14 protein-coding genes are annotated in these 23,704 nt (G+C 70.0%); 6 read left to right on the top strand and 8 right to left on the bottom strand.

Annotated features, from left to right (window positions below; genetic code table 11):
- Nucleotides 1-259: 259 nt before the first annotated feature.
- Nucleotides 260-1,033: a hypothetical protein gene (locus ABZ348_RS05780; protein WP_358929674.1), complete on the top strand. Its 774-nt coding sequence runs from the start codon at nt 260-262 to the stop codon at nt 1,031-1,033.
- A gap of 120 nt (nt 1,034-1,153) precedes the next feature.
- Here ABZ348_RS05780 and ABZ348_RS05785 read toward each other — a convergent pair whose 3' ends face one another.
- A complete protein-coding gene (locus ABZ348_RS05785; protein ID WP_358929676.1) occupies nt 1,154-3,268 on the bottom strand; it encodes a DUF6350 family protein in 2,115 nt (704 codons plus the stop codon).
- A gap of 116 nt (nt 3,269-3,384) precedes the next feature.
- Here ABZ348_RS05785 and ABZ348_RS05790 point away from each other — a divergent pair, with 116 nt between their 5' ends.
- The gene (locus tag ABZ348_RS05790) at nt 3,385-4,956 is read left to right on the top strand and encodes a helix-turn-helix domain-containing protein (RefSeq protein WP_358929678.1); all 1,572 of its coding nucleotides are present in this window, start codon (nt 3,385-3,387) and stop codon (nt 4,954-4,956) included.
- Nucleotides 4,957-5,205: 249 nt separating this feature from the next.
- Here the strand turns inward: ABZ348_RS05790 and sucD are convergent, their stop codons facing one another.
- The 5 genes from sucD to ABZ348_RS05815 form a co-directional block, all read right to left on the bottom strand.
- Nucleotides 5,206-6,090 carry a succinate--CoA ligase subunit alpha gene (gene sucD, locus ABZ348_RS05795; protein ID WP_358929680.1) on the bottom strand — a complete coding sequence of 295 codons (885 nt, stop codon included), beginning with the start codon at nt 6,088-6,090 and terminating at the stop codon, nt 5,206-5,208.
- A gap of 21 nt (nt 6,091-6,111) precedes the next feature.
- Complete coding sequence (gene sucC, locus ABZ348_RS05800) at nt 6,112-7,293, bottom strand: ADP-forming succinate--CoA ligase subunit beta (RefSeq protein WP_358929682.1); 1,182 nt, start codon at nt 7,291-7,293, stop codon at nt 6,112-6,114.
- A gap of 661 nt (nt 7,294-7,954) precedes the next feature.
- Nucleotides 7,955-9,232 carry a VWA domain-containing protein gene (locus tag ABZ348_RS05805; RefSeq protein WP_358929684.1) on the bottom strand — a complete coding sequence of 426 codons (1,278 nt, stop codon included), beginning with the start codon at nt 9,230-9,232 and terminating at the stop codon, nt 7,955-7,957.
- Entirely contained in the window at nt 9,229-12,030 is a 2,802-nt protein-coding gene (locus ABZ348_RS05810; protein ID WP_358929686.1) for a DUF5682 family protein, read from the bottom strand. Before ABZ348_RS05810 ends, ABZ348_RS05805 begins: the two co-directional genes overlap by 4 nt.
- Nucleotides 12,027-13,151 carry an AAA family ATPase gene (locus tag ABZ348_RS05815; protein ID WP_358929688.1) on the bottom strand — a complete coding sequence of 375 codons (1,125 nt, stop codon included), beginning with the start codon at nt 13,149-13,151 and terminating at the stop codon, nt 12,027-12,029. The genes ABZ348_RS05810 and ABZ348_RS05815 overlap by 4 nt, the downstream gene beginning before the upstream one ends.
- Before the next feature lie 118 nt (nt 13,152-13,269).
- Here ABZ348_RS05815 and ABZ348_RS05820 point away from each other — a divergent pair, with 118 nt between their 5' ends.
- Both ABZ348_RS05820 and ABZ348_RS05825 read left to right on the top strand, forming a co-directional pair.
- Entirely contained in the window at nt 13,270-14,607 is a 1,338-nt protein-coding gene (locus ABZ348_RS05820) for an SWIM zinc finger family protein (protein ID WP_358929690.1), read from the top strand.
- A gap of 17 nt (nt 14,608-14,624) precedes the next feature.
- Nucleotides 14,625-16,274 carry a DUF5691 domain-containing protein gene (locus ABZ348_RS05825; protein WP_358929692.1) on the top strand — a complete coding sequence of 550 codons (1,650 nt, stop codon included), beginning with the start codon at nt 14,625-14,627 and terminating at the stop codon, nt 16,272-16,274.
- Nucleotides 16,275-16,778: 504 nt separating this feature from the next.
- On the opposite strand, the gene ABZ348_RS05830 is transcribed toward ABZ348_RS05825, so the two are convergent.
- Nucleotides 16,779-17,192 (bottom strand): cobalamin B12-binding domain-containing protein, encoded by a 414-nt coding sequence (locus ABZ348_RS05830; protein WP_358929694.1) that lies wholly within the window; start codon nt 17,190-17,192, stop codon nt 16,779-16,781.
- A gap of 595 nt (nt 17,193-17,787) precedes the next feature.
- Here ABZ348_RS05830 and ABZ348_RS05835 point away from each other — a divergent pair.
- Both ABZ348_RS05835 and ABZ348_RS05840 read left to right on the top strand, forming a co-directional pair.
- Nucleotides 17,788-18,825 carry an alpha/beta fold hydrolase gene (locus ABZ348_RS05835; RefSeq protein WP_358929852.1) on the top strand — a complete coding sequence of 346 codons (1,038 nt, stop codon included), beginning with the start codon at nt 17,788-17,790 and terminating at the stop codon, nt 18,823-18,825.
- 346 nt (nt 18,826-19,171) lie between these two features.
- The gene (locus tag ABZ348_RS05840) at nt 19,172-20,956 is read left to right on the top strand and encodes a M23 family metallopeptidase (protein WP_358929696.1); all 1,785 of its coding nucleotides are present in this window, start codon (nt 19,172-19,174) and stop codon (nt 20,954-20,956) included.
- A gap of 206 nt (nt 20,957-21,162) precedes the next feature.
- On the opposite strand, the gene pcrA is transcribed toward ABZ348_RS05840, so the two are convergent.
- Nucleotides 21,163-23,637, bottom strand: a complete 2,475-nt coding sequence (gene pcrA, locus ABZ348_RS05845; protein WP_358929697.1) for a DNA helicase PcrA — start codon at nt 23,635-23,637, stop codon at nt 21,163-21,165.
- Nucleotides 23,638-23,704: the final 67 nt, after the last annotated feature.

Consider the following 23,704-nt stretch of genomic DNA (forward strand, 5'->3'; position numbering starts at 1 on the left):
CCGGAGGTGACGGCTCCCAGCGGATCGTCTCCAAGGGCGGTCGATCGTCTTTGTACGGTCGTACGAACGAGTCACGCTCCCCCATACGGGGAACCCTACGAAGAGGCCGACCGTCAGCAACGATACCGGCACGCGGGAAGGCCCCCACGGGACGGGGGCGGAGCAGGGAGGTAGCGTCAGGGGAACACACCCGTCTCACAACGGGTACGACGACACACGACCCCATGTGCACAGGGTCTGAGGGGAAGACGTTCACCAGATGCGGGACCGACGCCGCCGTACGGACCTCCTGTTGCCGCGGGAGCGCCAGTCCACGGACGACAACAACCCCTTCGCGCCGCCGCCGGAGGGGAAGCCGGACCAGCCGTGGCAGCCACGGCGTCCCTCGAACGACAACTCGTCGGGCTCCGGATCCTCCGGTTCGGAACCACCCGACAACGGCTCATCAGGGTCATCGGGGTCCTCCGGCTCATCCGATGAGCGCGGTAGATGGGGAAGCCAGTGGAGCAGCCGTCAGCCTGGCCGGTCCTCCGGCGGCGGCTTCGGCGGTCGCCCGGGCGGCTCCGACGGATCGAACGGCGGACAGCAGGGCCCCGGCGGCACCCCTCCGGGGCTGCGCTGGGACCCCACCGACCCGGCCCAGCGCCGGGCCCGCTACTCACTGCTCTCGGGTATGTGGGCGTTCTTCTTCGTGCTGTTCGACTTCACCGAGATCGCCCTGCTGCTCGGCGCCCTTTCGCTGTACTGGGGCATCAGCTCCCTGCGGGCCAAGAAGGGCGCACCGGCCGCCGCGGGCGCCACGGCCGGCGGGGCGTCGAACCCGGCCGCCGGGAGGTCTATGCGCACGGCCGCGGTGACCGGTGTGGTGATGGCGGGCATCGCCCTGCTGATCGTCGCCGGTGTCTTCGCCGCCCAGCTGATCTTCCGGGACTTCTACACGTGTGAGCGGGACGCGCTGACCAAGGATGGCCAGATCGCCTGTAACCAGGAGCTGCCGAAGGACCTCCGCGGAGTGCTCGGCGTCCAGGAGTAGAACCGGGGCTCGGCCCAGGAGCACGCCCGGGACTCGGTGAAGCAGTCGATCCAGGTGCAGACCGGGCGCCACATCGAGTGTGGTGCCCGGCAGCATCTGCCCCCAACAGGGATCGTCGCCTCAGCCGGACGGGGAGTCGGGCTGCGTCGGGGCTGCCCCGTCCGCGTCCTCGGGCTCCGGAGCCTCTGACGGCCCGGGATCCTGGGACACGGTCCGGGCGCTCTCCGAAAGCCGATCCTCGCAAGCGCCCGGGGTGCTCTTCCGTTGACCTCCGGTGGATGCCTCGTCGCCCGGTCCGGAACTGCCCGTACGGGAACTGCTCGTACCAGGACTACCCGTGCCGGAACTGCCCGTGCCGGGGCTGTTCGGCCAGGGGCTGTTCGGCCAGGGGCTGGGAGGCGCGGCCCAGGGTTTGCGCGGGGAGATCTCTGGCCCGGCCGCGACGTCGTGGGACGCCCCGCTCTCGTCCCCGGAGTCGGTCGGCGCCTCCCCGGGGGAGGTCGGTTCCGCCGTGGGGACTGCTTCTTTCGAGTGGACGTCGATGGAGTCCGACCGCGCTTCTGCGGGTGTGGTGCACCCCGGTTCCGCCCCTGAACCCGGTCGCGGGGCCGTCCACGCCGTACCGATCTCCGGGGCGCGTTTCGTCCAGTCGACGGGCGAAGGCCCCTCCGGTGCGGGCCGTTCGTCTTCGGGCCCGTCGACGCCCGATTCCGCGGTGGGGACGTCACCGGCGTTGAGTTGCACCGGCGCCGGCGGAACGACCAGGGCCGACGGTCCCCCTCCCGCAGAACTCGTCGTCGAGACGGTGAACTGCGCCGCCGTGCCGTCGCGCTCCTGCCAGGACTCCGTGGGCAGGAAGTCATAGGGCGCGCTGGTGTCAGCGGTGCCGGCCGCGTCGATCCGCGGCGACCGCTGGGCCGTCGACGGCTGTGGACCGGACGCCTCTGCCGTCGGCCCATCCTGCCGTCCTCGTACCCGCCACATGCGCAGCAGTACGGATACGGGGACCGCGATCACGGCCGACCAGAGCAGGGCCGCACCGCCCGACTGCCACCACACCGGACCGAAGTGCGTCATTCGGCCGGTGCCCAACGAGCCGCCCGAGGCCGCGGCCATCGCCGCCGTCGACAGACCGCACCCCACCGCGGCGCACAGCGCGGTGAGCGCGGTCTCGCGATTGCCCCACACCGCCTCACGCGGGGCTCCCCGCGGCGCCGCCGCCGTCACTACGAACCACACGATCACCAGCGCCGCGACCAGCGGCACCCCTGCGCAGGCCCAGTTCCACGGAGTTCCAGGTCCCTCCGCGGGGACCGCGGCGAGGAGCGGGAAGGGGGGCAGTGCCGGATCCGCCGTGACGAAGAGGGGCGTGGCGGTCGCTCCCGTACCGAGGGCGAAACCCGGTCCGAGGCCGTAGGCCGCGGCCCAGATCGCGGCGTTCGGTACGAGCACCAGCCCCAGGAGCAGCACGGCGAGGCGGCCCGACCACACCGACGCGAGGTGGAGGAAGGTGTCCTGGGTGGCGTCCGCGTGCCACACCAGAGCGGCGGCGACCAACAGCGCTCCACCGCCGAACAGCGCCAGCGCACCCGCAACGGCGGCGCGCAGGACCGTGATCACACGGGTGCGGGCGAGCGTGAGCCGCCACGATGTCGGCAGCCAGGTCGGGAGGGTTCCGTCGGGCCGACCGCTCGCGGTCCATGCCCCCGCCGCGGCGGCCAGGACCGTCACGAGCGGGAGGTGCAGCAGTGCACTGTGGGTGTCCGCGATCAGGGGACCGCGGGCCGCATAGACCGTGGCCGCCGCGCCGACCAGCAGATATCCGGCGCTCACCGCACAGATGGCACCGCCGGCCGAGGGCCGGGGCCGCCCGTTGGCCGGCAGCAGCGCATCACGGGCCGCGCGGTGGACGAGCCACACGGGCAGCACCACGAGCAGGAGGGGCACCAGTCCCATCGGCGCGGGCGGCCCGGTGAGGGTGTCGGTCCTGATGAGTTCGGTGCCGTGGGCCAGCAGCCAGATGCCGGCGGCCACGTGGAGCGCGCCCTGAGGTCCGCTGTCGGGGTAGGGGGAGCTGATCCACAGCACCATCACCAGCACGGCGACCGCACCGAGTCCCAGCCCAGCGGTGGTGGCACCCCGAGCGAAGCAAGCCACCAGTGCGGCCTTCCGTCTGCCCTGTACGAGAACGGGTGCAGGAGCGGAGAAAGTGCCGTGATCGGTCGTCTGGGTCACCGGGCCATGCTCCCAACGACACGCGCTCTATCCATGTAACAGGCGAATGGCCGTTGTGTCGCTCAAGATACGTTTATGTACTTTTACTCCGAGTGCAGCGCTTCGGGGAGCCCCACATGACCCAGAGCACCACCCATTCCGCTTCCGGGACGCCGCTGCCATCCCCGAAGGAACGGCGCAGACTACGCGAGGCGAAGTCGATGAGTGAGCAGGAGGTCGCCGTCGCGCTCGGTGTGACGAAGGCGACCGTGCGGGCCTGGGAGTCGGGCCGCAGCGACCCGCGCGGCCGGCGCCGCGAGGCGTACGTGAGACTGCTGGAGCCGGCGGGGAAGCCGTCCGGGCCGGATGCCGCCACCGGCCCCGACTCGGCGGTGTCGGACGGCGAAAGCACGCGGAAGCCGTCGGACGAGATCGCTGCGGTCCCGCTTCCGGACGTCCCGGACACTGGCGCGGAGGGCGCCGTCACGGGGGCCGCCGGTACCACCGGGTTGGCTGACGCGGACGACTTGGCGGCGGAGGGCCCGCGTCCGAAGGATGCCCCGACCGCCGACCAGGTCGGGGAGGCGTCCGGCCCGAGACCACCCCAGGTGCAGGCCGCCCACGCACCCAAGCCCGCCCGGGGGAAGCAGCCGCACGACACGACCCGGCCCGTGCCCGCGGTGAAGCGCGCCGCCAGACCGACGCCCCCGCATCCGGCCAGTCCCGCACTGCCCGTCGTCCACCCCGCTCCTCCCGGGGAACCGCCCGTACCGCCCTCTGTCACCGCCCCTGTCTCCGGGGAGCACCCCGCCGCAACGGGCGAGGCCGAGGAAGGGGCCGAGGGGGCGCCACAGGAGTCTGCCTGGCCCCACTGGTCACCGCGTGACTCACTGCCGGACAGCACCTGTGGGCTGACCCCGGCGGAGGCGTTCGACGACCTGTACACCCGGTCGGCGCCCGACCTCGTACGACAGGCGTTCCTGCTCACCGGGCGGAGCACGCTCGCCCACGAGTCCGTGGAGCGGGCCTTCCACCTCGCGTGGCAGCACTGGCCGGAGGTGGCGACCGACCGGGACCCGATCGGTTGGGTACGCGCCGCGGCCTACGAGTACGCGATGTCCCCCTGGCAGCGGCTACGGCCCGGCTACCGTGACCCGGACACCCCACCGCTCGCCCCCGCGTGGCGCGAACTCCTCGACGCCCTGTTGGAACTCCCGCCCGCCTACCGCCGTACGCTCCTGCTCTACGACGGTCTACGCCTTGACCTCCCCGAAATGGCGGCCGAGACGGAGGCGAGCACGCCGGCCGCGGCGAACCGGGTGCTCCACGCACGGGAGGCCATCGCGGTGCGGATGCCGCAACTCGGTTCCGAGGAAGCACTGCACGAGCAGTTGATCGGCTTGGCGGACGCCTGTCCGGCGCCGCAACCGGCACCGGCGGTCGTGGTCCGCAGGAACAGCGAACGGCACGTCTGGTTCTGGACGCGAACCGCTCTGACCGTCACCACGCTGCTCATCGGGATCACCGGGCTGACAGCAGCGACCGCGCCCACCCAGTACCAACCGGCGATCGCCCCAGGACAACAGGTCCAGGGCATCCCGGCCCATGCCGGACCCCCGCAGTTGTCGGAGCGCAGCAAGGAGTTGCGGGAGAGGCTGCTGTCCGACCCGGCGCACGGCCCGGGTCGGCTCGTGCCACAGACCCGCTGATCCCCAGGTCAAGCCTTGTACGTCGGGGGTGTGATGCGGTCGACCATCATGGGTCGACCGCATGTGGGTGCCATCGGCCCGCGCTGACGTCCGGTCGCCCGTACGGTCTGCGGCTCCAGTTCGGACGCATCAATCGCACGCACGACGCGACACGATCCCACGGCCGGGTGGAAACGGGTGCGGGCCCCGCCGTCGTTCCCCGGCAGGGCCCACACCCGTGTTCACCACACGTCATTCACTCGCGGGCCATCAGCCCTTGAGCAGCTCCCGAGCCAGCACGGCCGTCTCGGTGGGGGTCTTGCCGACCCGTACTCCGGCGGCCTCCAGGGCCTCCTTCTTCGCCTGCGCCGTGCCGGACGAACCGGACACGATGGCGCCGGCGTGGCCCATCGTCTTGCCCTCGGGGGCGGTGAAGCCCGCGACGTAGCCGACGACCGGCTTGGTGACGTGGTCCTTGATGAAGTCGGCCGCGCGCTCCTCGGCGTCGCCGCCGATCTCGCCGATCATCACGATCAGCTCCGTCTCCGGGTCGGCCTCGAAGGCCGCGAGCGCGTCGATGTGGGTGGTGCCGATGACCGGGTCACCACCGATACCGACGGCCGAGGAGAAGCCGATGTCCCGCAGCTCGTACATCATCTGGTACGTCAGCGTGCCGGACTTGGAGACCAGGCCGATCCGACCGGGCTTGGTGATGTCACCCGGAATGATGCCGGCGTTGGAGGCACCGGGGGTGATCAGGCCGGGACAGTTCGGGCCGATGATCCGGGTCTTGTTGCCCTTGCTGGTGGCGTACGCCCAGAAGGCCGCGGAGTCGTGGACCGCGATGCCCTCGGTGATGACGACGGCCAGCGGGATCTCGGCGTCGATGGCCTCGACGACCGCGGCCTTGGCGAAGGCCGGGGGCACGAAGAGGACCGAGACGTCAGCGCCGGTCTCCTTCATCGCCTCGGCCACCGAGCCGAAGACGGGTACTTCGGTGCCGTCGAAGTCGACGGTCGTACCGGCCTTGCGGGGGTTCACTCCGCCGACGATGTTGGTGCCGTCGGCCAGCATGAGCTTGGTGTGCTTCATGCCCGTGGCACCGGTCATGCCCTGGACGATGACCTTGCTGTCCTTGGTGAGGAAGATAGCCATGGTTGTGGAGTCCCTCGTCCCTTACTTCGCAGCCGCGGCGAGCTCGGCAGCCTTGTCGGCCGCGCCGTCCATGGTGTCCACGCGCTGCACGAGCGGGTGGTTCGCGTCGGAGAGGATCTTGCGACCCAGCTCCGCGTTGTTGCCGTCGAGGCGCACGACCAGCGGCTTGGTGACGTCCTCGCCCTTGGTCTTCAGCAGCTCCAGGGCCTGGACGATGCCGTTGGCGACCTCGTCACAGGCGGTGATGCCACCGAAGACGTTGACGAACACGGACTTGACGTCCGGGTCGCCGAGGATGATCTCCAGGCCGTTGGCCATCACCTCGGCGGAGGCGCCGCCGCCGATGTCAAGAAAGTTGGCGGGCTTGACGCCGCCGTGGCCCTCGCCGGCGTAGGCGACGACGTCGAGGGTCGACATCACCAGACCCGCGCCGTTGCCGATGATGCCGACTTCGCCCTCAAGCTTGACGTAGTTGAGGTTCTTGGCCTTGGCCGCGGCCTCCAGAGGATTGGCCGCGGCCTTGTCCTCAAGGGCCTCGTGGTCGGGCTGGCGGAAGTCGGCGTTCTCGTCGAGGGAGACCTTGCCGTCCAGCGCGATGACCCGACCGTCGGCGACCTTGGCCAGCGGGTTGACCTCGACGAGGAGCGCGTCCTCGGCGATGAAGGTCTTCCAGAGCGTCACCAGGATGTCGGCGACCTGGTCGGCCACCTCGGCCGGGAACTTCGCAGCCGCGACGATCTCGGCGGCCTTCTCCGGGGAGACGCCCTCGTTGGCGTCGATCGCGATCTTCGCCAGGGCCTCGGGCTTGGTGGCGGCGACCTCCTCGATGTCCATGCCGCCCTCGACGGAGGCCATGGCGAGGAAGGTGCGGTTGGTGCGGTCGAGGAGGTACGAGACGTAGTACTCCTCGGCGATCTCGGGGGCGGTCTCCGCCAACATCACCTTGTGGACCGTGTGGCCCTTGATGTCCATGCCCAGGATCTGACCGGCCTTCTCGACCGCGTCATCCGGGCTGGAGGCGAGCTTGACGCCGCCGGCCTTGCCTCGGCCCCCGACCTTCACCTGCGCCTTGACGACCGAACGGCCGCCGAGTCGCTCGGTCACCTCGCGCGCCGCCTCAGGCGTGTCGATGACTTCACCGGCCAGCACCGGTACACCGTGCTTGGCGAAGAGGTCCCTCGCCTGGTACTCGAACAGGTCCACGCGCGTCCGTCCCTTTTCTGATGATCGCGGTTCGTTGTCTGCGTGGGCGTGCCGCGAAGGGCAACGTGACTGCGATGTCACTAGGGAGGCGCACACGATGTCCGGGCACGCGGCATGTCCGTCTCGCAGGTTATCCCCGTGGACGGTGGCTCCCTAAATTGGAGCTCACACAGGAGTGGTGATAACAGTCACAGATCGATCGACGGGCCGTGTCGCGGTGGCGCCGTGATCCGGGAGCCGCCCGTCGTCCACTCGTGCTGGCCTGCGGAATCCGTAGCGGAAGGGCGACTGGACCAAGATCGATCAGCTGCCATGAGCCGGGCCCGCACACTGTGACGCAGGTCGCGCCCGGGGTGAGGGGCCTGAGGTGTCACCTCGCGTCTCCGTGGCGAACGAGGCCGTACGGACGAAACGGAACCGATGGCGAGCAGACGGGGCAGCGACCCGCTCCCCGAGGTCCCTCCTCCGGCCTCCCCTCGCGTCGCCCGGCACCCTTCCCCCGCCTCCGTCGCCGCCCGCCCCCATCGAGCTCCACACTCCGTGCCGCCCCTCCGAGACCGAGCCCCTCGCACCGGTCGGGGATCCGGTACTCGTACAGATGACATCGGTCGAGCACGGGGCTCAACCGTCGGGTGCGGGTGTCATCGGCAAGGCACGGGGGTCATCGGTCGGGTATCGGGAGCGGCCTCTTCTCTATCGCCGCGGCCATGACGTCGGGGAAGAGGTCCGGCGTGCAAGCGAAGGCTGGCGCCCCGAGTTCGGCCAGTGCGGCCGCATGAGTGCGGTCGTACGCGGGCGTCCCTTCGTCCGACAGGGCGAGCAGTGCCACGAACTGCACCCCGGACGCCTTCATCGCCGCCACCCGCTTGAGCATCTCGTCCCGAATCCCGCCCTCGTAGAGATCGCTGATCAACACCACCACAGTGTCGGCCGGCCGGGTGATCCGCGACTGGCAGTACGCAAGGGCCCTGTTGATGTCCGTGCCACCGCCGAGTTGGGTACCGAACAGGACGTCGACCGGGTCGTCGAGTTGATCGGTGAGATCGACCACCGCGGTGTCGAAGACCACCAGACGGGTGGCTATGGCCCGCATGGAGGCGAGCACGGCCCCGAACACGGAGGCGTAGACGACGGAAGCCGCCATCGAGCCCGACTGGTCGATGCAGAGCACGACCTCCTTCTTCACCGACTGGGAGGCGCGCCCGTAGCCGATCAGCCGCTCCGGCACGACCGTGGTGAACTCGGGCAGGTAGTTCTTGAGGTTGCTGCGGATGGTGCGGTCCCAGTCGATGTCCCGGTGCCGGGGGCGACTGGTGCGGGCCGAGCGGTCGAGCGCACCGGTGAGGGTGGACCTGGTACGGGCGGCCAGCCGCTTCTCCAGGTCGTCGACGACCTTCCGGACCACGGCCCTCGCCGTCTCCTTCGTCGTCTCCGGCATGGCCTTGTTCAAGGAGATGAGGGTGCCGACGAGATGGACATCCGCTTCCACGGCCTCCAGCATCTCCGGCTCCAGCAACAGGGTCGCGAGGTCCAGTCGATCGATGGCGTCGCGCTGCATGACCCGGACCACGGAGCTGGGGAAGTACGTACGGATGTCGCCGAGCCAGCGGGCCACGGAGGGCGTGGAAGAACCGAGACCGGCGACCCGGTCCTTGGCGCGGCCACCATCCGCCGGGGTGCCGTAGAGCGCCGTGAGCGCACCGTCCATCGCGGCGTCGGCTCCGACGAGGGAGCAGCCCGTGCCATCGGCCGACTCACCCCCGAGGACCAGTCGCCACCGCCGCAGCCGCTCGTCGTACGACGCCCCGGCCAGTTGCCCGGCCCCCACTGACCCCACTGACTCCTCGGTCGCCTGGGCCCCCTCGGTCGCCGGGGTCGACGCGGACGGTTCATCGGCCCGTGTCAACGCCGTGTCCACGGTCGTGTCGTCCACCGTCATCTCACACCGACCTCTCTGATCACACTGACCTCTCTGGCGCCCGTACGCACGCTCGTGCCTGGTCCGCTTCCTGTGCCCACGCTTTTTCTCGCGCCGGCTCCAGTCGTGGTTCCACTGGTGATTCCTGTGCTGGTTCCTCGGCTGACTCCAGTGATTCCAGTTCCGGTCTCGGGCCTGGCCGCTGGGGCCTCTGCGGTGAACGGATCCGCCATGGTCGGCTCCCCACCGACATGGCCCACCGTTGTCGCGCACTCCCTCTCACCGGTCCCGAGGATCAATCGCAACAGCGGCAGCACGGCGTCGGCCCGCGGCTCGTCGATACCGGCCCCGAACCCATCGGAACCGGTCGCGTCAAGCCCGCGCGCCCCGCGGCCACGTACCTTCCGATCTGCCGGGGATCGCCGCACCAACTCGCCCAAGGTCCGGCGAACGGGTGGCTCGTAGGCGGCGAAGGTACGACGCAGCAGCGGAAGGACATCGGTGAACGCGTCCGCGGACACTCCGCTCAGCCAGGTGTCGACCAGCCCCCTCAGACGTTCGTCGTGCACCAGGAGCAGCCCGCCGCCCGATGCTCCGCCGACGAACCCCTCGATCCAAGCGGCGGCTTCGGCCGGCGGAGCACTGCGGGACAGGGCCAGGCTCATCAGACGGGCCGCCTCCGTCTCTTCGAGTTGTCCGTCGTCGAGGAGGAGCCGGGCAGCGCGCCCCCGCAGCAAGCCGGGCACGGAATCCCGGGACGCCAGTCGCACCAGCGTGGAATGCCAGCGCCCGGCCAGTTCATCCGCGGTCGGCAGCAGTCCCACAGCCGTGTGGACGGCGTCGAGGTGGAGGCGCATGGCGGTGGCGCCGTCCCCGTCGAGTCCCGAACAGGCGGGAGGCAGTCCCACGCAGATTCGTTGGGCGAGGCCGGTCGCGACCTCGCCGAGCGCGGCGGTGTCGGTGGCGCGGACATCTCCGTACCGCAGGGCGCGGGCGAGGGCGGGCAGCGCCTCGGCGAGGTGGCCGACGTCCGTGTCCAACGCGGCCCGGTCCGCGAGTGCACGCATCACCACGGGGAGCGCGTCCGTCAGTTCGGCCAGCAGACATTCTTCGGCGAGTGCCGTGATCTCGCGGAGGGTGGTTGCAGAGAGCGCCCGGTGCTCCGCCTTGGCCGTGGCGGCGGACAGGACAGTGGTGCCCCACACACCCGCCTCGGCGACCCGGACGAACAACTCGGGCTCCCAGCGCAGTCGCCAACCCTCCCGAAAGGTGCCCGTACTCGCCCGTCCGGCGCGCGGCTCGCCCCACTCCACGGAGAGCAGCAGCAGCCGGTGGAGCAGCCGGCTCCGCGCCGCATCGCCCTCAGACCGGAGATCGAGCTCCAGCTGTCGCTCTGCCGCTTCCGGTTTCAGCCTCAGTCGGCGTTGGGCCCGGGCCAGGTCCCGTTGGAGCGGAACGGCAGGGGCGCCGTCCGGAACCGCGCCGAGGACATCGCCGACGGTCAACCGGTCCTTGATCAACTGGAGGGGTATATCGGAGCCGTCGCACATGACCGCCCGGATCGCGTCGGTCGTCTCCGCGAGCCCGGCCAGGGGCCTCCCGCGCAGGACCGCCAAGGTCTGCGCGAGCCGCACGGCCTCGATGACATGGGCCGATGAGACGAGCTGGTCCTCTTTGCGCAGGAGTTCGGCGACCTTGACCAGCCAGCGCTCGATGGGACGCTCGTGCGTGTGGAAGAGGTGCTGGTACCACCCCGGGGAGTCGATCCCCGCGCCGTATCCGCTGTGGCGGGAGAGCCTTCGATGGGTCCAGGGCACCCAGGTCATCTCCGTCTTGATCTTGGGCAGGCCCTTGAGCACCGCTCTGTCCGCGGCCAGGGTGGTCCTCTCGCTGAGGGCCGGCACGTGCCACGCGCCGCAGACCACGGCCACCCCGTCGCCGAACTCCTTGCGCGCGGACCGCAACTGGAGCCTCATATGGGCCTCTCGCACCAGGTCCCGATGGTGTCCGCCGTGACCGTAGGTCTCGCGCAGCGCGGCCATGGCTTCACCCAGGACCTCGAACGCCGCCAGCGGGTCACTGCCCCTTCCCTCCCGGGCACCGGACAGGGATCCGCCAGGCGCAGGCGCGGACAGTGATCGCTCCCCCTGCGCGAATTCCGGGGCTGCTGGTGCGCCGCGGTGCTCGACGACGTCTTCCCACCAGCGTTCCGGATCGTCATAGCCGGCGGTCTCCGCCAGGACCGTGAGCGGGTCGATGCGGACCTCGGCCTCCGCGGCCCGTGCGGTGTTCGCGGGCGCACCCTGCGAAGCCGGACCGGCTTCCCCCTCCTCCTCCCGGTCTGCTGATGGTGCGCATTCCGGCTCAGCGGCCGTTGTTCCAGGGGTGTCCACGAGGGCTTCGGGCTGACTGGGCCGGCCTGAGTCTTCATCCGCCGACTCCCCGCCGAACGGCATGGGTCCGCCGCCCGATTCCCGCTGCTGCTCCTCTTCCGCCGCGAGCGCCAGCGAATGTGCGGCTGGCAGGTCGATGAAGCGGACGGGAACGCCCCGCGCCAGTGCCCAGCGGATCGCGACCCATTCAGGGGAGAACTCAGCGAGCGGCCAGAACGCCGCCCGCCCCGGATCGTCCACCGCGTGGGCCAGGAGCGCCACGGGAGGCCGCATCCCCTCCTCCGCAGCGAGGGCAATGAGGTCGTTGGCCTCGGGCGGGCCCTCGATCAGGACCGCAGCCGGACGGGCGGCGTCGAGCGCGGCCCTCACCGCCCGCGCCGATCCCGGTCCGTGGTGACGGACTCCGAGCAGCAGCGGGCCGGTCATGCGCTCACCTCGCGGCAGGCCCGGTAGAAGTCCTGCCAGCCGTCGCGCTCACGCACCACGGCCTCCAGATACTCCTGCCAGATGACACGGTCGGCGGCCGGATCACGCACCACGGCACCGAGGATTCCGGCCGCCATGTCCGCAGGACGCAGCACCCCGTCACCGAAGTGGGCAGCGAGGGCGAGCCCACCGGTCACCACGGAGATCGCTTCGGCGGTGGAGAGCGTTCCCGAGGGGGACTTGAGCTTGGTGCGACCGTCGGCCGAGACTCCCTCCCGGAGCTCCCTGAACACGGTGACCACCCGTCGGATCTCCTCCAGCCCCTCGGGCGCACCGGGCAGGTCGAGCGATCTTCCGAGCTGGTCGACCCGACGGGACACGATGTCGACCTCCGCTTCGGTGGTCGCCGGCAGGGGCAGCACCACGGTGTTGAAGCGCCGGCGCAGGGCGCTGGAGAGGTCGTTGACACCGCGGTCGCGGTCATTGGCCGTGGCGATGAGGTTGAACCCCCGGACGGCCTGGACCTCCTGTCCGAGCTCCGGAATCGGCAGGGTCTTCTCGGACAGGATCGTGATGAGCGTGTCCTGCACATCGGCGGGGATGCGGGTCAGTTCCTCGACACGGGCGGTCATCCCCTCGGCCATGGCGCGCATCACGGGGCTGGGCACCAGGGCGTCCCGGCTCGGGCCGTGGGCCAGCAGCCTCGCGTAGTTCCACCCGTAACGGACGGCCTCCTCGGGGGTGCCGGCCGTGCCCTGCACGAGCAGGGTCGAATCCCCGCTGACCGCGGCGGCCAGATGCTCGGACACCCAGGTCTTCGCGGTACCCGGGACCCCGAGGAGCAGCAGCGCCCGGTCGGTCGCGAGGGTGGTGACGGCGACCTCCACGATCCGGCGGGGCCCCACGTACTTGGGGGAGATCACGGTGCCGTCGGGCAGGGTGCCGCCCAGCAGATAGGTGGCCACCGCCCAGGGGGAGAGCCGCCATTGGACGGGACGCGGGCGGTCGTCGGCCGCTGCGAGGGCCTTCAACTCCTGTGCGAAGGCGACCTCCGCATGGGGCCGGATGGCCTCGCCTTCGGCTTCCGTGCCGCTTTCCGAACCGGTCTCGGGCGTGGTCATGTGTCCCCCTCCAGATCGAACGATCCGATGTGGTCCCCACCCTGCATCACACCACTGACAATCACCCGTCTGCGCAGGTCAGAGCGGATTGTCAGTGGTGGGGGCTAACGTCGTGGACATGAATCAGACGGGGGTTCGCTGGACATCGGAACAGGTCCTGGCACTGGCTCCTGACGCCACGTCACAGAAAGCGGGGAGCAGGCTCGGGACGACGGGCCAGTGGTCGGGCGCGGGTTGGAGCGATGCCGGAGCTATCTGGGGTCTGTGCAAGGGCAGCGGGAGCAAGCCCTATCAGACGGTCGTGGACATCACGGGCCCCGCGTACAAGTGCAGTTGTCCGAGCAGGAAGTTCCCCTGCAAGCATGCGCTGGGGCTACTCCTGCTGTGGGTCGCGGACGAGGAGGCAGTACGGGCGAGCGCGGAGCCGGACTGGGCCGAGCAGTGGCTGAGTGGGCGGCGGATTCGGGCGGAGCAGGGAAGCGAAGGAGCGGAAGCGGGGAAGGTCGCGGATCCGGAGGCGGCCAGGCGCCGGGCGGCGCGTCGGGCCGAGCGGATCACGTCGGGCGCGATGGAGTTGGAGCAGCGTCTGACCGACCTGCTGCGCGGCGGGCTGGCGACGGCCGAACATGCGGGGTACGGCCTCTGGGAGGAGACCGCGGCGCGCATGGTGGATGCCCAGGCGCCTGGTCTGGCCTCTCGGGTGCGGGAGTTGGGGGCGATTCCCGGCTCGGGGCCCGGCTGGCCCGCCCGGCTGCTGGCGGAGTGCTCGATGGTCCATCTGTTGAACCGGGCGTGGTTGGGGATCGAGCGGCTCCCGGAGCCGCTGGCCATCACCGTGCGCACCAAGGTCGGCCTCCCCTCATCCGCCTCCGGGCAGGGGGTGAGGGATCACTGGTCCGTTCTGTCTCAGTACGACAGGAGCGAAGCGAAGATCACCACACGCCGTATATGGGTGTACGGAAGGGATTCACAGCAGATGGCCTTGCTTCTTTCTTTCGGTGCGGCGGGGCGGGCTCCACAACTGTCGCTTCCCGTGGGGACCGTCATCGACGCGGAGTTGACACCCCATCTGGGTGCGGGACAGCTCCGCGCGGATCTCGGCGGGCAGTTCGGGATTCCGGTCCCGATGGGCTCGGCACCGCCCGGTGGTCCTGTTGCCTCGGCCGTCGAGGCGTACGGGCGGGCGTTGAGCGATGACCCGTGGCTCGACGGCTGGCCGGTGACCCTGACGGACGTGATTCCCGTCCCCGACGGCGAGGGTTGGCAACTGGCCGACGCAGAGGGTGGATCAGCGCTGCCCATCGCCCCGGCTGCGGTCTCCCGGCCGGGACTGTGGAGGCTCGCAGCACTGTCCGGTGGGGGTCCGATCACCGTGTTCGGGGAGTGTGGGCACCGCGGGGTGACTCCGCTCGCCGCCTGGTCGGGGAACGCGTTCGAGACGGTCGTCCTGATCTGAGAGGGAGGGATGTGACGGTGAGGAGCAAGGAGGACGAACGGGCGGACCGCCCCCTCCCCCACTGGGAGGAACTGGTCACCGCGGCACTGCTGGGAACCGACCGTCGTCGACTGCCGGAAGGGGTCGTGTCGCCCGGCCGGGAAGCCACCGCTGCACTCTTGGATGCGGCAGCGGTGCACACCGTGCGCAGCAGGGCGGGCCTGGTGCCCGCAGCGGCGGCCTCCCGGCCGGCTCCCGCACCGGTCGACGACAGACCACTGCCGCCGTTGGCTGCCCGTCGTCGACTCGCACAACTGTTGGCTGACCGGGCGGCTCCGTCGTCCGGCGGCCGTCGGGGGGCGGCACCGGATCTGACGGAACTGCTGCCCCAGTGGTTGGCCAGGGCGAACGACCACGGCTACCAGGCCCCGCCGCCGCTGCTGCCGGCACTGCTGGACGCCGCGCGCGCCCGCACGGATCTACGGGCTCTGGTGCTCACCTTCGTCGGATCGCGGGGTCTTTGGCTGGCGCAGCTCAATCCGGAGTGGAAGTTCGCCCTGCGGGGGACGTCGGGCACCGGTGCGCTGTCGCTGGACCTGGGTGACGCGGACGTCGTGGAAAGGCTCTGGGGCGAGGGGCTGTTCGCGGAGCGGGTGACCCTGCTGACGGCGGTGCGCGCCCGGGATGCGGGCCGGGCGTTGGCGCTGCTCGTCGGGACCTGGTCCACGGAGCGGGCCGAGGACCGTTTGATGTTCCTCGACTCACTTCGGGCGGGACTGTCCCCGGCGGACGAGCCCTTCTTGGAGCAGGCGCTCGCCGACCGGAGCCGCAATGTGCGGGCCACGGCTGCCGAGCTTCTGTCGGCGCTGCCGTTCTCCGCGCTCGCCGGGCGCATGGCGGAGCGGGCACGGGCCTGTGTGGGACCGGCGCCCGTGGCTGGGGGGCCGTCGGCGGGACCGTCCATCGCGGTGGCCGCCCCACGGGAGTGCGATGCGCAGATGCAGCGGGACGGCGTTGCATCCACTCCGCCGACCGGCCGCGGCGCGCGTTCCTGGTGGCTGGGGCAATTGGTGGAGTCCGCTCCGCTGTCCACTTGGTCGAAGGAGTTCGGCGGTCTTTCGGCTCGGGAGATCGTGGCCCTGCCCGTCGCCGACGGTTGGGGGGAGGAGCTCCACGCGGCCTGGTGCAGGGCTGCGGTGCGACAGCGGAATGCCGAGTGGTCGCGTGCGCTGCTCGGGCCACCGGGTGTGCCGCCGGAGTCGGGACAGGGCACGTCTTCCCTGGCCGAGCGGGCCAAGCTCCTGTCCACTCTGCCCGAGGCGGAACGGGCTTTCTGGGTGGCGCAGTTCATTGCGGCGCATGGCCTGTCGGAGGCGTTCCAACTGCTGGGTGTGTGCGCAGTGCCTTGGTCGGAGCCCTTGGGCCACTCGGTGGTGGATGCACTCGACATCGCCCGGGAAGCGGGGAGCTATCCCTGGAGCTTCAGCGGGGTGATGGGGCTGGCCGAGCGCTGTCTCGCCCCGGTCGAGGCGGGCCGCCTCGATCTGCTGACAGCCACTCCGGCCGAAGTCGAGGGGGCGTCACCAGGCGCGGGCGGCTACTGGTCGGAGGCTTTCCAACGGTTGGTCTCCACCTTGCGGCTGAGGGAGGCGATGCAGGGAGAGTTGGCGGGGACGCTCCCCCGCTGAGCGATCCGGGCCACACGATGGTCTTTCGATCCGGGCCGGGAGGGGGCGGCGCACCGCACTGCCGGTCCGGACCAGAAGGCCGACACATGGCACCGCCGCTCCGGATGTAATGGTCACCGTCCGGGCCGGAAGGGCGTCACGGGCCGCTCCACCGGGGCGGCGCCGGGGCGGTCCACGGCTCTCGAAGCGCCTCGTCGCGGCGCCTCACGTCGGGGCGCGCTGGACCACCGCAGCAGGTGAGCGGTACCCCAGTGGGGTGCCGCTCACCTCGGGTCACGCTCACCTCGGGTCATCAGAGCGGACAGTGGCTTGAGCACGGGAGTGCCGCCCCCTCGGCCCATCCGGCTACAGCGGATCACCCTCAGTAGCCGTCCCCACTCCAAGCCAGCGCCCCCTTTGGGCCGAACGACTGAAAATCGGCCTCTTCAGCACCCTTCACCCGGCTCGCCCATGAGGCCGGCCGGTGACCGCGTACCCAAGAGTGCTGCCGTACGAGCGCCCCGTTCAGGTCCCGGCGGGCTCCCTGACGTTCGCCCTCACCCAGTCGACGATGGACGTCGTCGTGGCGCCGGGTGTAAAGATCTCGGCCACGCCGAGCTCTTTCAGCGGTGGGATGTCGGCGTCCGGAATGATCCCGCCCCCGAAGACCTTGATGTCCTCCGCCTCCCGCTCCTTCAACAGCTCGATCACCTTGGCGAAGAGAGTGTTGTGAGCGCCGGAGAGGATGGAGAGTCCAATCGCGTCCGCGTCCTCCTGAATCGCCGTGTCCACGATCTGTTCGGGCGTCTGGTGCAGGCCCGTGTAGATGACTTCCATGCCCGCGTCGCGCAGGGCCCGCGCGATCACCTTGGCCCCGCGATCATGGCCGTCGAGCCCCGGCTTGGCCACCACCACGCGGATCGGACCCGTCACACCCATCGCTGCCTCCACATAGCCGACTCCGCCGCAAGTGAACGAACGTTATCTCCAGCATCCCGCAGCTGCCCGTTTCGCGGTGAACAGGGAGGGGGAAATCACACACTGGGACATGTTCGCTATGCGTCGTACCCGCTGCCCCAGGCGGACAAGCCACGGCGAGGCCGGCGCGAGGGAGCCGCTTCAGCGCTGAATGGCCCTGCCGTCAGCCGCACGGCACGGAGGTTCAGCACAGCGCTCGCCGGCGCCGACACCATCGGCGCTCGCGAGAGCCTCTGAGGAGGCCCCACTGAGGGCATCCCGAGTGACGATGTCGTCCTTCGGGATGTCATACGGAGGTCGGCCCATGCAGGTCCTACCCTTCTTCCCCCTCAGCTTGAGCCTCGGCCTGGCCCCGCTGCCCCAGTGCCTGTCACTGAATCCGGGCATGAACGGCTGGGACCTGCATGCGGTCAGCCTGCGCACGGCCCAGCAGCTGCGTTCCCTGCGCGACCTCCGCATCCCCACCACGGTGCTCCGCGCGACCGCCCTTGAGCTGGCCATCCTCGCCGGGCACGCACTGCTCTACCCGTCCGGTTTCGCCCCGGAACGCACCGGCATCCCTTGTCCCCAAACGCCGCCGACCACGCCTGACGGCGAGTCTCCCGACGCAGAAGACGAGCGATCGACGCGACGCCACGCCCGACCGGAAGGCGCAAAGTCGGATCCGGGGGCCGGCACGGAACCGAACGACGCCAAGCAGGGGTCGAGAGCCCGGCGCCTCGACCACCCGGGGCCTCGCAACGGCAGCACGGCACCGCGCCCGCGCCAGAGTGGACGGCAGAAGCAGGCCCCTCGCAGCGGCCAGAGCCGCACGGCCAACCGGGCCTCGCTGCCGGCGCCCGAGCGGGCACCCCGCAAGCCCCGGAACAGTTCACGCACTCAGCCGGAACGGCCCCCGGCAACCCCGCTGCCCCAGCGCGGCGACGCACAGGAGCACCCTCCCGTCGTCATGCTGCACGGTTTCGCCGACAACCGATCGGTCTTCGTCCTGTTGCGGCGGTCCCTGGCCCGACACGGCTGGCACCATCTGGAGTGCCTGAACTACTCCCTGCTGACCTGCGACATCCGCGCCGCCGCCGATCTGTTGGGCCGGCACATCGAGGAGATCTGCGAGCGCACCGGTCAGTCCAGGGTCGACATCGTCGGCCATAGCCTCGGCGGACTGATCGCCCGCTACTACACGCAGTGCCTCGGCGGTGATCTCCGCGTCCGCACCCTGGTCACCCTGGGCACCCCGCACTCAGGGACCACGGTCATCCCGCTCGCCAGCGCGCACCCCATCGTGCGTCAGATGCGCCCCGGCTCCTCGGTGATCGAGGAACTGGGACGGCCCGCGCCCGGGTGTCGTACGCGTTTCATCAGCTTCTGGAGCGATCTCGACCAGTTGATGGCCCCGGTGGAAACAGCGCGCCTGGACCACCCCGACCTCTCGGCCACGAATGTGCAGATCAGCGGCGTCGGCCATCTCGCTCTCCCGGTCCACCCGGCCGTTGCGGCAGGCATCCGAAGGGCGTTGGAGCCCGATGGTTCCCGTGTCGAAAGGGATGGAAGTGCCGGAAGTGCTGGGAGTGCCGGGACTGCCTCAGTCGCCTGACCCTTCGGCACCACGGCACGCACGACGGCTCCCCACTGCCCCCGGAACGGTCACAGCACCCACGTATCTCCGCCCCAAGACCCTCATGCTCGACGGCCCTTTACATAGACGACAGCGACAAAACGGTCGACCGGCGCTCGAACGTGTTTCGAACATAGAGCCAAAGCTAGGTCTGCACCCCACCGAAAGACGCTCGAATGCCCGTTTACTGATTGGCCAAAACCTCAGGAAGATTGTCGCCGTCGCATACCGCCGGGTACAGTCGCGCCACTGGTTCCCCCGCTGGGATTCCACTGCTCCATGGCCCCAGAAGCCAGTTCCTGCTGCCGAGGCGAGAGAGAAGTTGGTGAACGACCAGCACGCCCACGCCGGGCACGTCGGCTACGACAACAACCCCACCGGCAGCTTTGACATCGATCCGCTCTTCGGTGCCATCGCGCACACGCCGACCGGGTACGACTCGGTCCCCCACGGCGGCTATGACTCCGGTGCCTGGGACACGGGCTCGCACCAGAGCGCCGGCTATGGAACGTACGCAGAGCCGCAGCAGATCGACCCGTTCGTCCAGGTCGACACCACCGGGCAGTACGACACGACCGGGCAGTGGGACGCCACAGCGTGGAACCAGACCGGTCACACCGGGCAGTTCGACACGGCTGCGGCCACCTTCACACCCGAATCGACCGGTCAGTGGACGGTCACGAGCACCGATAGTGGCGCGTACGACGCCACCGCGTGGAACGTGGGCGCGGAAGCGGGCGTACCCCAACAGTTCACACCTGATCATGAGTTCGCTGCAACTGATTTCGTCGTCAACCACGGTGATTTCGGTGCCGAAGCGTCTTCGGCACCGGTGGCGGACCACTCCCAGGAGTTCAGCGCCGAGTCCTTCCAGCCGGACGTCTACGGATCCGAGGCGTTCCAGACCGAGACCTACGGGCCCGACACGTACGACACCGACGCCTATGACACCGGCTCGTACGCGACGGGGTCCTATGAGGCGGGGTCATACGAGGCGGGCGGGTACGAAACGGGTCATCAGGAAGTCGACGCCTTCGACACCGGGGCGTACGAGACCACCTCGTACGAAACCGGCTCGTACACCTTCGCTGCGCACGAGGGCGGGTCGGAGCACTCCCCGGCCCCAGACCTCGACGGCACCGGAGAGCTCGGCCTCCATCACGACGTCGACACCGACCACACCTTCGTGTTCGACATCGAGGCAGATCCCGCACACGGCGCTGGTGAGACGACCGATTTCACCGAAGAAGACGGCGCCGACACGGACGCGGAGCAGTCGTCCGATGAGGAGTTGGGGCTGATCACGCCCGTCGCTCCGGTGACCCCCCGTCCCGTGCGCCGTTCACACGGCAGCACTGGCCGAGGGCGTCGACGCACCCCGGCCAAGCGTTCCGCTTTTCTCACGGTCGCCGTTCCATCCGCCTGTGTGATGGGCGTCGCCGGGATCGCCGCCGCCTCCGTCGGTGGCCTCAGCGGAGGCGACGCCAAGAAGGACGACACCACCAAGCTCGCCGCCGCCGACGTGGCTTCCACCGCCGCGACGACTGCTGCCGCCAACAACAAGATGGACACCCAACTCGCCGCGCTCCACGCGGAGGCACGCGACTTCGGTGATCGTGCCTCCCGCACCCAAGAGCGCATCGATCTGAAGGTGCGCCAGGAAGCCGAGCGGAAGAAGCGCGAGGACGAGGCCAAGCGGCGCGAGGCCCTGCGCCCCAAGTTCTCCCTGCCCGTGCGGCAGAACGGCATCAGCGCCTACTACGGCCAATCCGGCGTCAACTGGGTCTCGCTGCACACCGGCATCGACTTCCCCGTGGGTTACGGCACCGAGGTCCTCGCCGCGACGGACGGAACCGTACGCACGAAGTACCACAGCGCCTACGGCAACATGGTCATCCTGACCGCCCCCGATGGAACCGAGACCTGGTACTGCCATCTGAGCAGCGCCAAGATCCGCTCCGGGACAGTGAAGGCCGGAGAGGTCATCGGATACGCCGGCGACTCCGGCAAGTCGACCGGACCGCACCTCCACTTCGAGGTCAGGCCCGGCGGCGGCGCGGCGATCAACCCCTTGCCGTGGCTCCAGAGCCACGGACTCAGCCCCGTCTAAGAACGCGCCCGGCTCCTCCCGCATCCGACGCCTGGGTGCGGGAGCGCAGCCACCCATGACGTCCGGGCCTCCCATCCATATCCGTACGAACCCGTCCGTTGCCGTGATCAACCCGGCCGAGCGGGCCCTCTCACGGCCAGCCGAGGCAGCGCAAAGGCCCGCGCGGACGGCCTCATCGGCGAACGGGCCCTTCCGGGCCCGCTCCCTCACAGCTTCTCGACCGGCGCGTACCTCAGCAGCAGACGCTTGGGCTTCTCGTCCCCGAAGTCGATCGTCGCCTGGGCGTCCGCACCCGCGCCCGTGACCGCGGTGACCGTGCCCAGGCCGAACTGGTCGTGGGTGACCCGATCGCCGATCGACAGCGAGATCACCGGCTTCTCCGAGGCGCCGCCGCGGCGGGTGGCGAACCCGGAGGCACCCGCCCGCCCGCGGGACGCGGGCGCGGAGGACAACCGCGACCCGAGGCCCGACACGGGGCCCGCGGGCGCAGCCATGGGCCCCGTCCGCTTCCACTGGAGGTACTGGCCCGGAATCTCCTCCAGGAACCGCGACGGCGGGTTGTACGCGGGCTGCCCCCAGGCGCTGCGCATCGTCGAGCGCGTGAGGTAGAGGCGCTCGCGCGCCCGGGTGATGCCCACGTACGCGAGCCTGCGCTCCTCTTCCAGTTCCTTCGTCTGGCCAAGGGCGCGCATATGCGGGAAGACTCCGTCTTCGAGGCCGGTCAGGAACACCACCGGGAATTCAAGGCCCTTGGCGGTGTGCAGGGTCATCAGAGTGATCACCCCGGAGCCGTCCTCGTCCTCGTCGGGGATCTGGTCGGAGTCGGCGACCAGCGCGACCTGCTCAAGGAACTCGGCGAGGGTGCCCGCGCCCTCGTCCTCGGTTCGGGCCTGCTCGAACTCCAGCGCGACGGCCGCGAGTTCCTGGAGGTTCTCGATGCGGGTCTCGTCCTGCGGATCGGTCGACGCCTGGAGTTCGGCCAGATAGCCGGTCTGCTCCAGCACCGCTTCCAACACGACCGCGGGCCCGGCGCCCGAGTCGGCGATCGTGCGCAGCGTCTCCATCAGTGCGTTGAACCGCTTGACGGCGTTGGCCGAGCGAGCCGCCATGCCGTACGCCTCGTCCACCCTTCGCAGCGCCTGCGGGAAAGTGATCTTCTCGCGCAGGGACAGGGCGTCGACCATGGCCTCGGCGCGATCGCCGATGCCGCGCTTGGGCACGTTGAGGATGCGGCGCAGCGGGACGCTGTCCTCGGGGTTGGCCAGCACCCGCAGGTACGCGAGTACGTCCCGGACTTCCTTGCGCTCGTAGAAGCGCACTCCGCCGACGACCTTGTACGGCAGTCCCACCCGGATGAAGATCTCCTCGAAGACCCGGGACTGGGCGTTCGTCCGGTAGAAGATGGCGACGTCGCCCGCTTTGGCGTCCCCGGCGTCCGTGAGGCGGTCGATCTCGTCGGCGACGAACTGGGCCTCGTCGTGTTCGGTGTCGGCGACGTAACCGGTGATCTCGGCGCCCGCGCCGGCGTTCGTCCACAGGTTCTTGGGGCGACGGCTCTCGTTCCGCTCGATGACGGCGTTGGCTGCGGAAAGGATCGTCTGTGTGGAGCGGTAGTTCTGCTCCAGCAGGATCGTCGTCGCGTTCGGGTAGTCCTCCTCGAACTGGAGGATGTTGCGGATCGTCGCCCCGCGGAAGGCGTAGATGGACTGGTCCGCATCGCCCACGACGCAGAGTTCGGCGGGCGGGAGGTCCTCGTACCCCTGGCCCACCAGCTCGCGTACGAGCGTGTACTGGGCGTGATTGGTGTCCTGGTACTCGTCGACGAGGACGTGCCGGAACCGCCGCTGGTAGTGCTCGGCGACATCCGGGAACGCCTGGAGCAGATGCACGGTGGTCATGATGATGTCGTCGAAGTCCAGGGCGTTGGCCTCGCGCAGCCGCGCCTGGTACATCCGGTACGCCTCGGCGAGCGTCTTCTCGAACTGGTCACCCGCCTGGTCGGCGAAGGTCTCCTCGTCGATCAGCTCGTTCTTCAGGTTGGAGATCTTGGCGCTGAACGACTTCGGCGGGAACTTCTTCGGATCGAGGTCGAGATCGCGACAGACCAGGGCCATCAACCGCTTGGAGTCGGCCGCGTCGTAGATCGAGAACGACGAGGTGAAACCGAGCTTCTTGGATTCGCGGCGCAGGATGCGGACGCAGGCGCTGTGGAAGGTGGACACCCACATGGCGTTGGCGCGCGGCCCGACCAGTTGCTCGACGCGCTCCTTCATCTCGCCGGCGGCCTTGTTGGTGAAGGTGATCGCCAGTATCTGCCCGGGGTGCACGGAACGGCTCCCCAGCAGATGCGCGATCCGGTGCGTCAGAACCCGGGTCTTGCCCGAACCCGCACCGGCGACGATGAGCAGCGGGGAGCCCGTGTGCACGACGGCGGCTCGCTGCTGGTCGTTCAGCCCGTCCAGGAGGGCCTCCGGGTCCACCACGGTGCGCGGCGCGCCGTCCCGGTGGTACGCGTCCCGGGCGGGGGGTACGTCGAAGGCACCCTGGAAGAGATCGTCGGGGATCTCCTCCCGGGTGTGGCCCTCGGGGTCCTCATGGCCGTCGTGGTCCTCGGGCGGCGGGGGCTCCTGCGCGGCGTGCTGGAGGTTCGCCAAGAAGTCTTCGTCAAAGAGGCTGCTCATCGCTCTCCGAGTCTAGGCCGCCCCACTGACAACCCGGGCCCGCACCGGCCGATCCGGGGGGTCACGG

The organism is Streptomyces sp. NPDC005963, from assembly GCF_040638655.1.
Classification (GTDB): Bacteria; Actinomycetota; Actinomycetes; order Streptomycetales; family Streptomycetaceae; genus Streptomyces.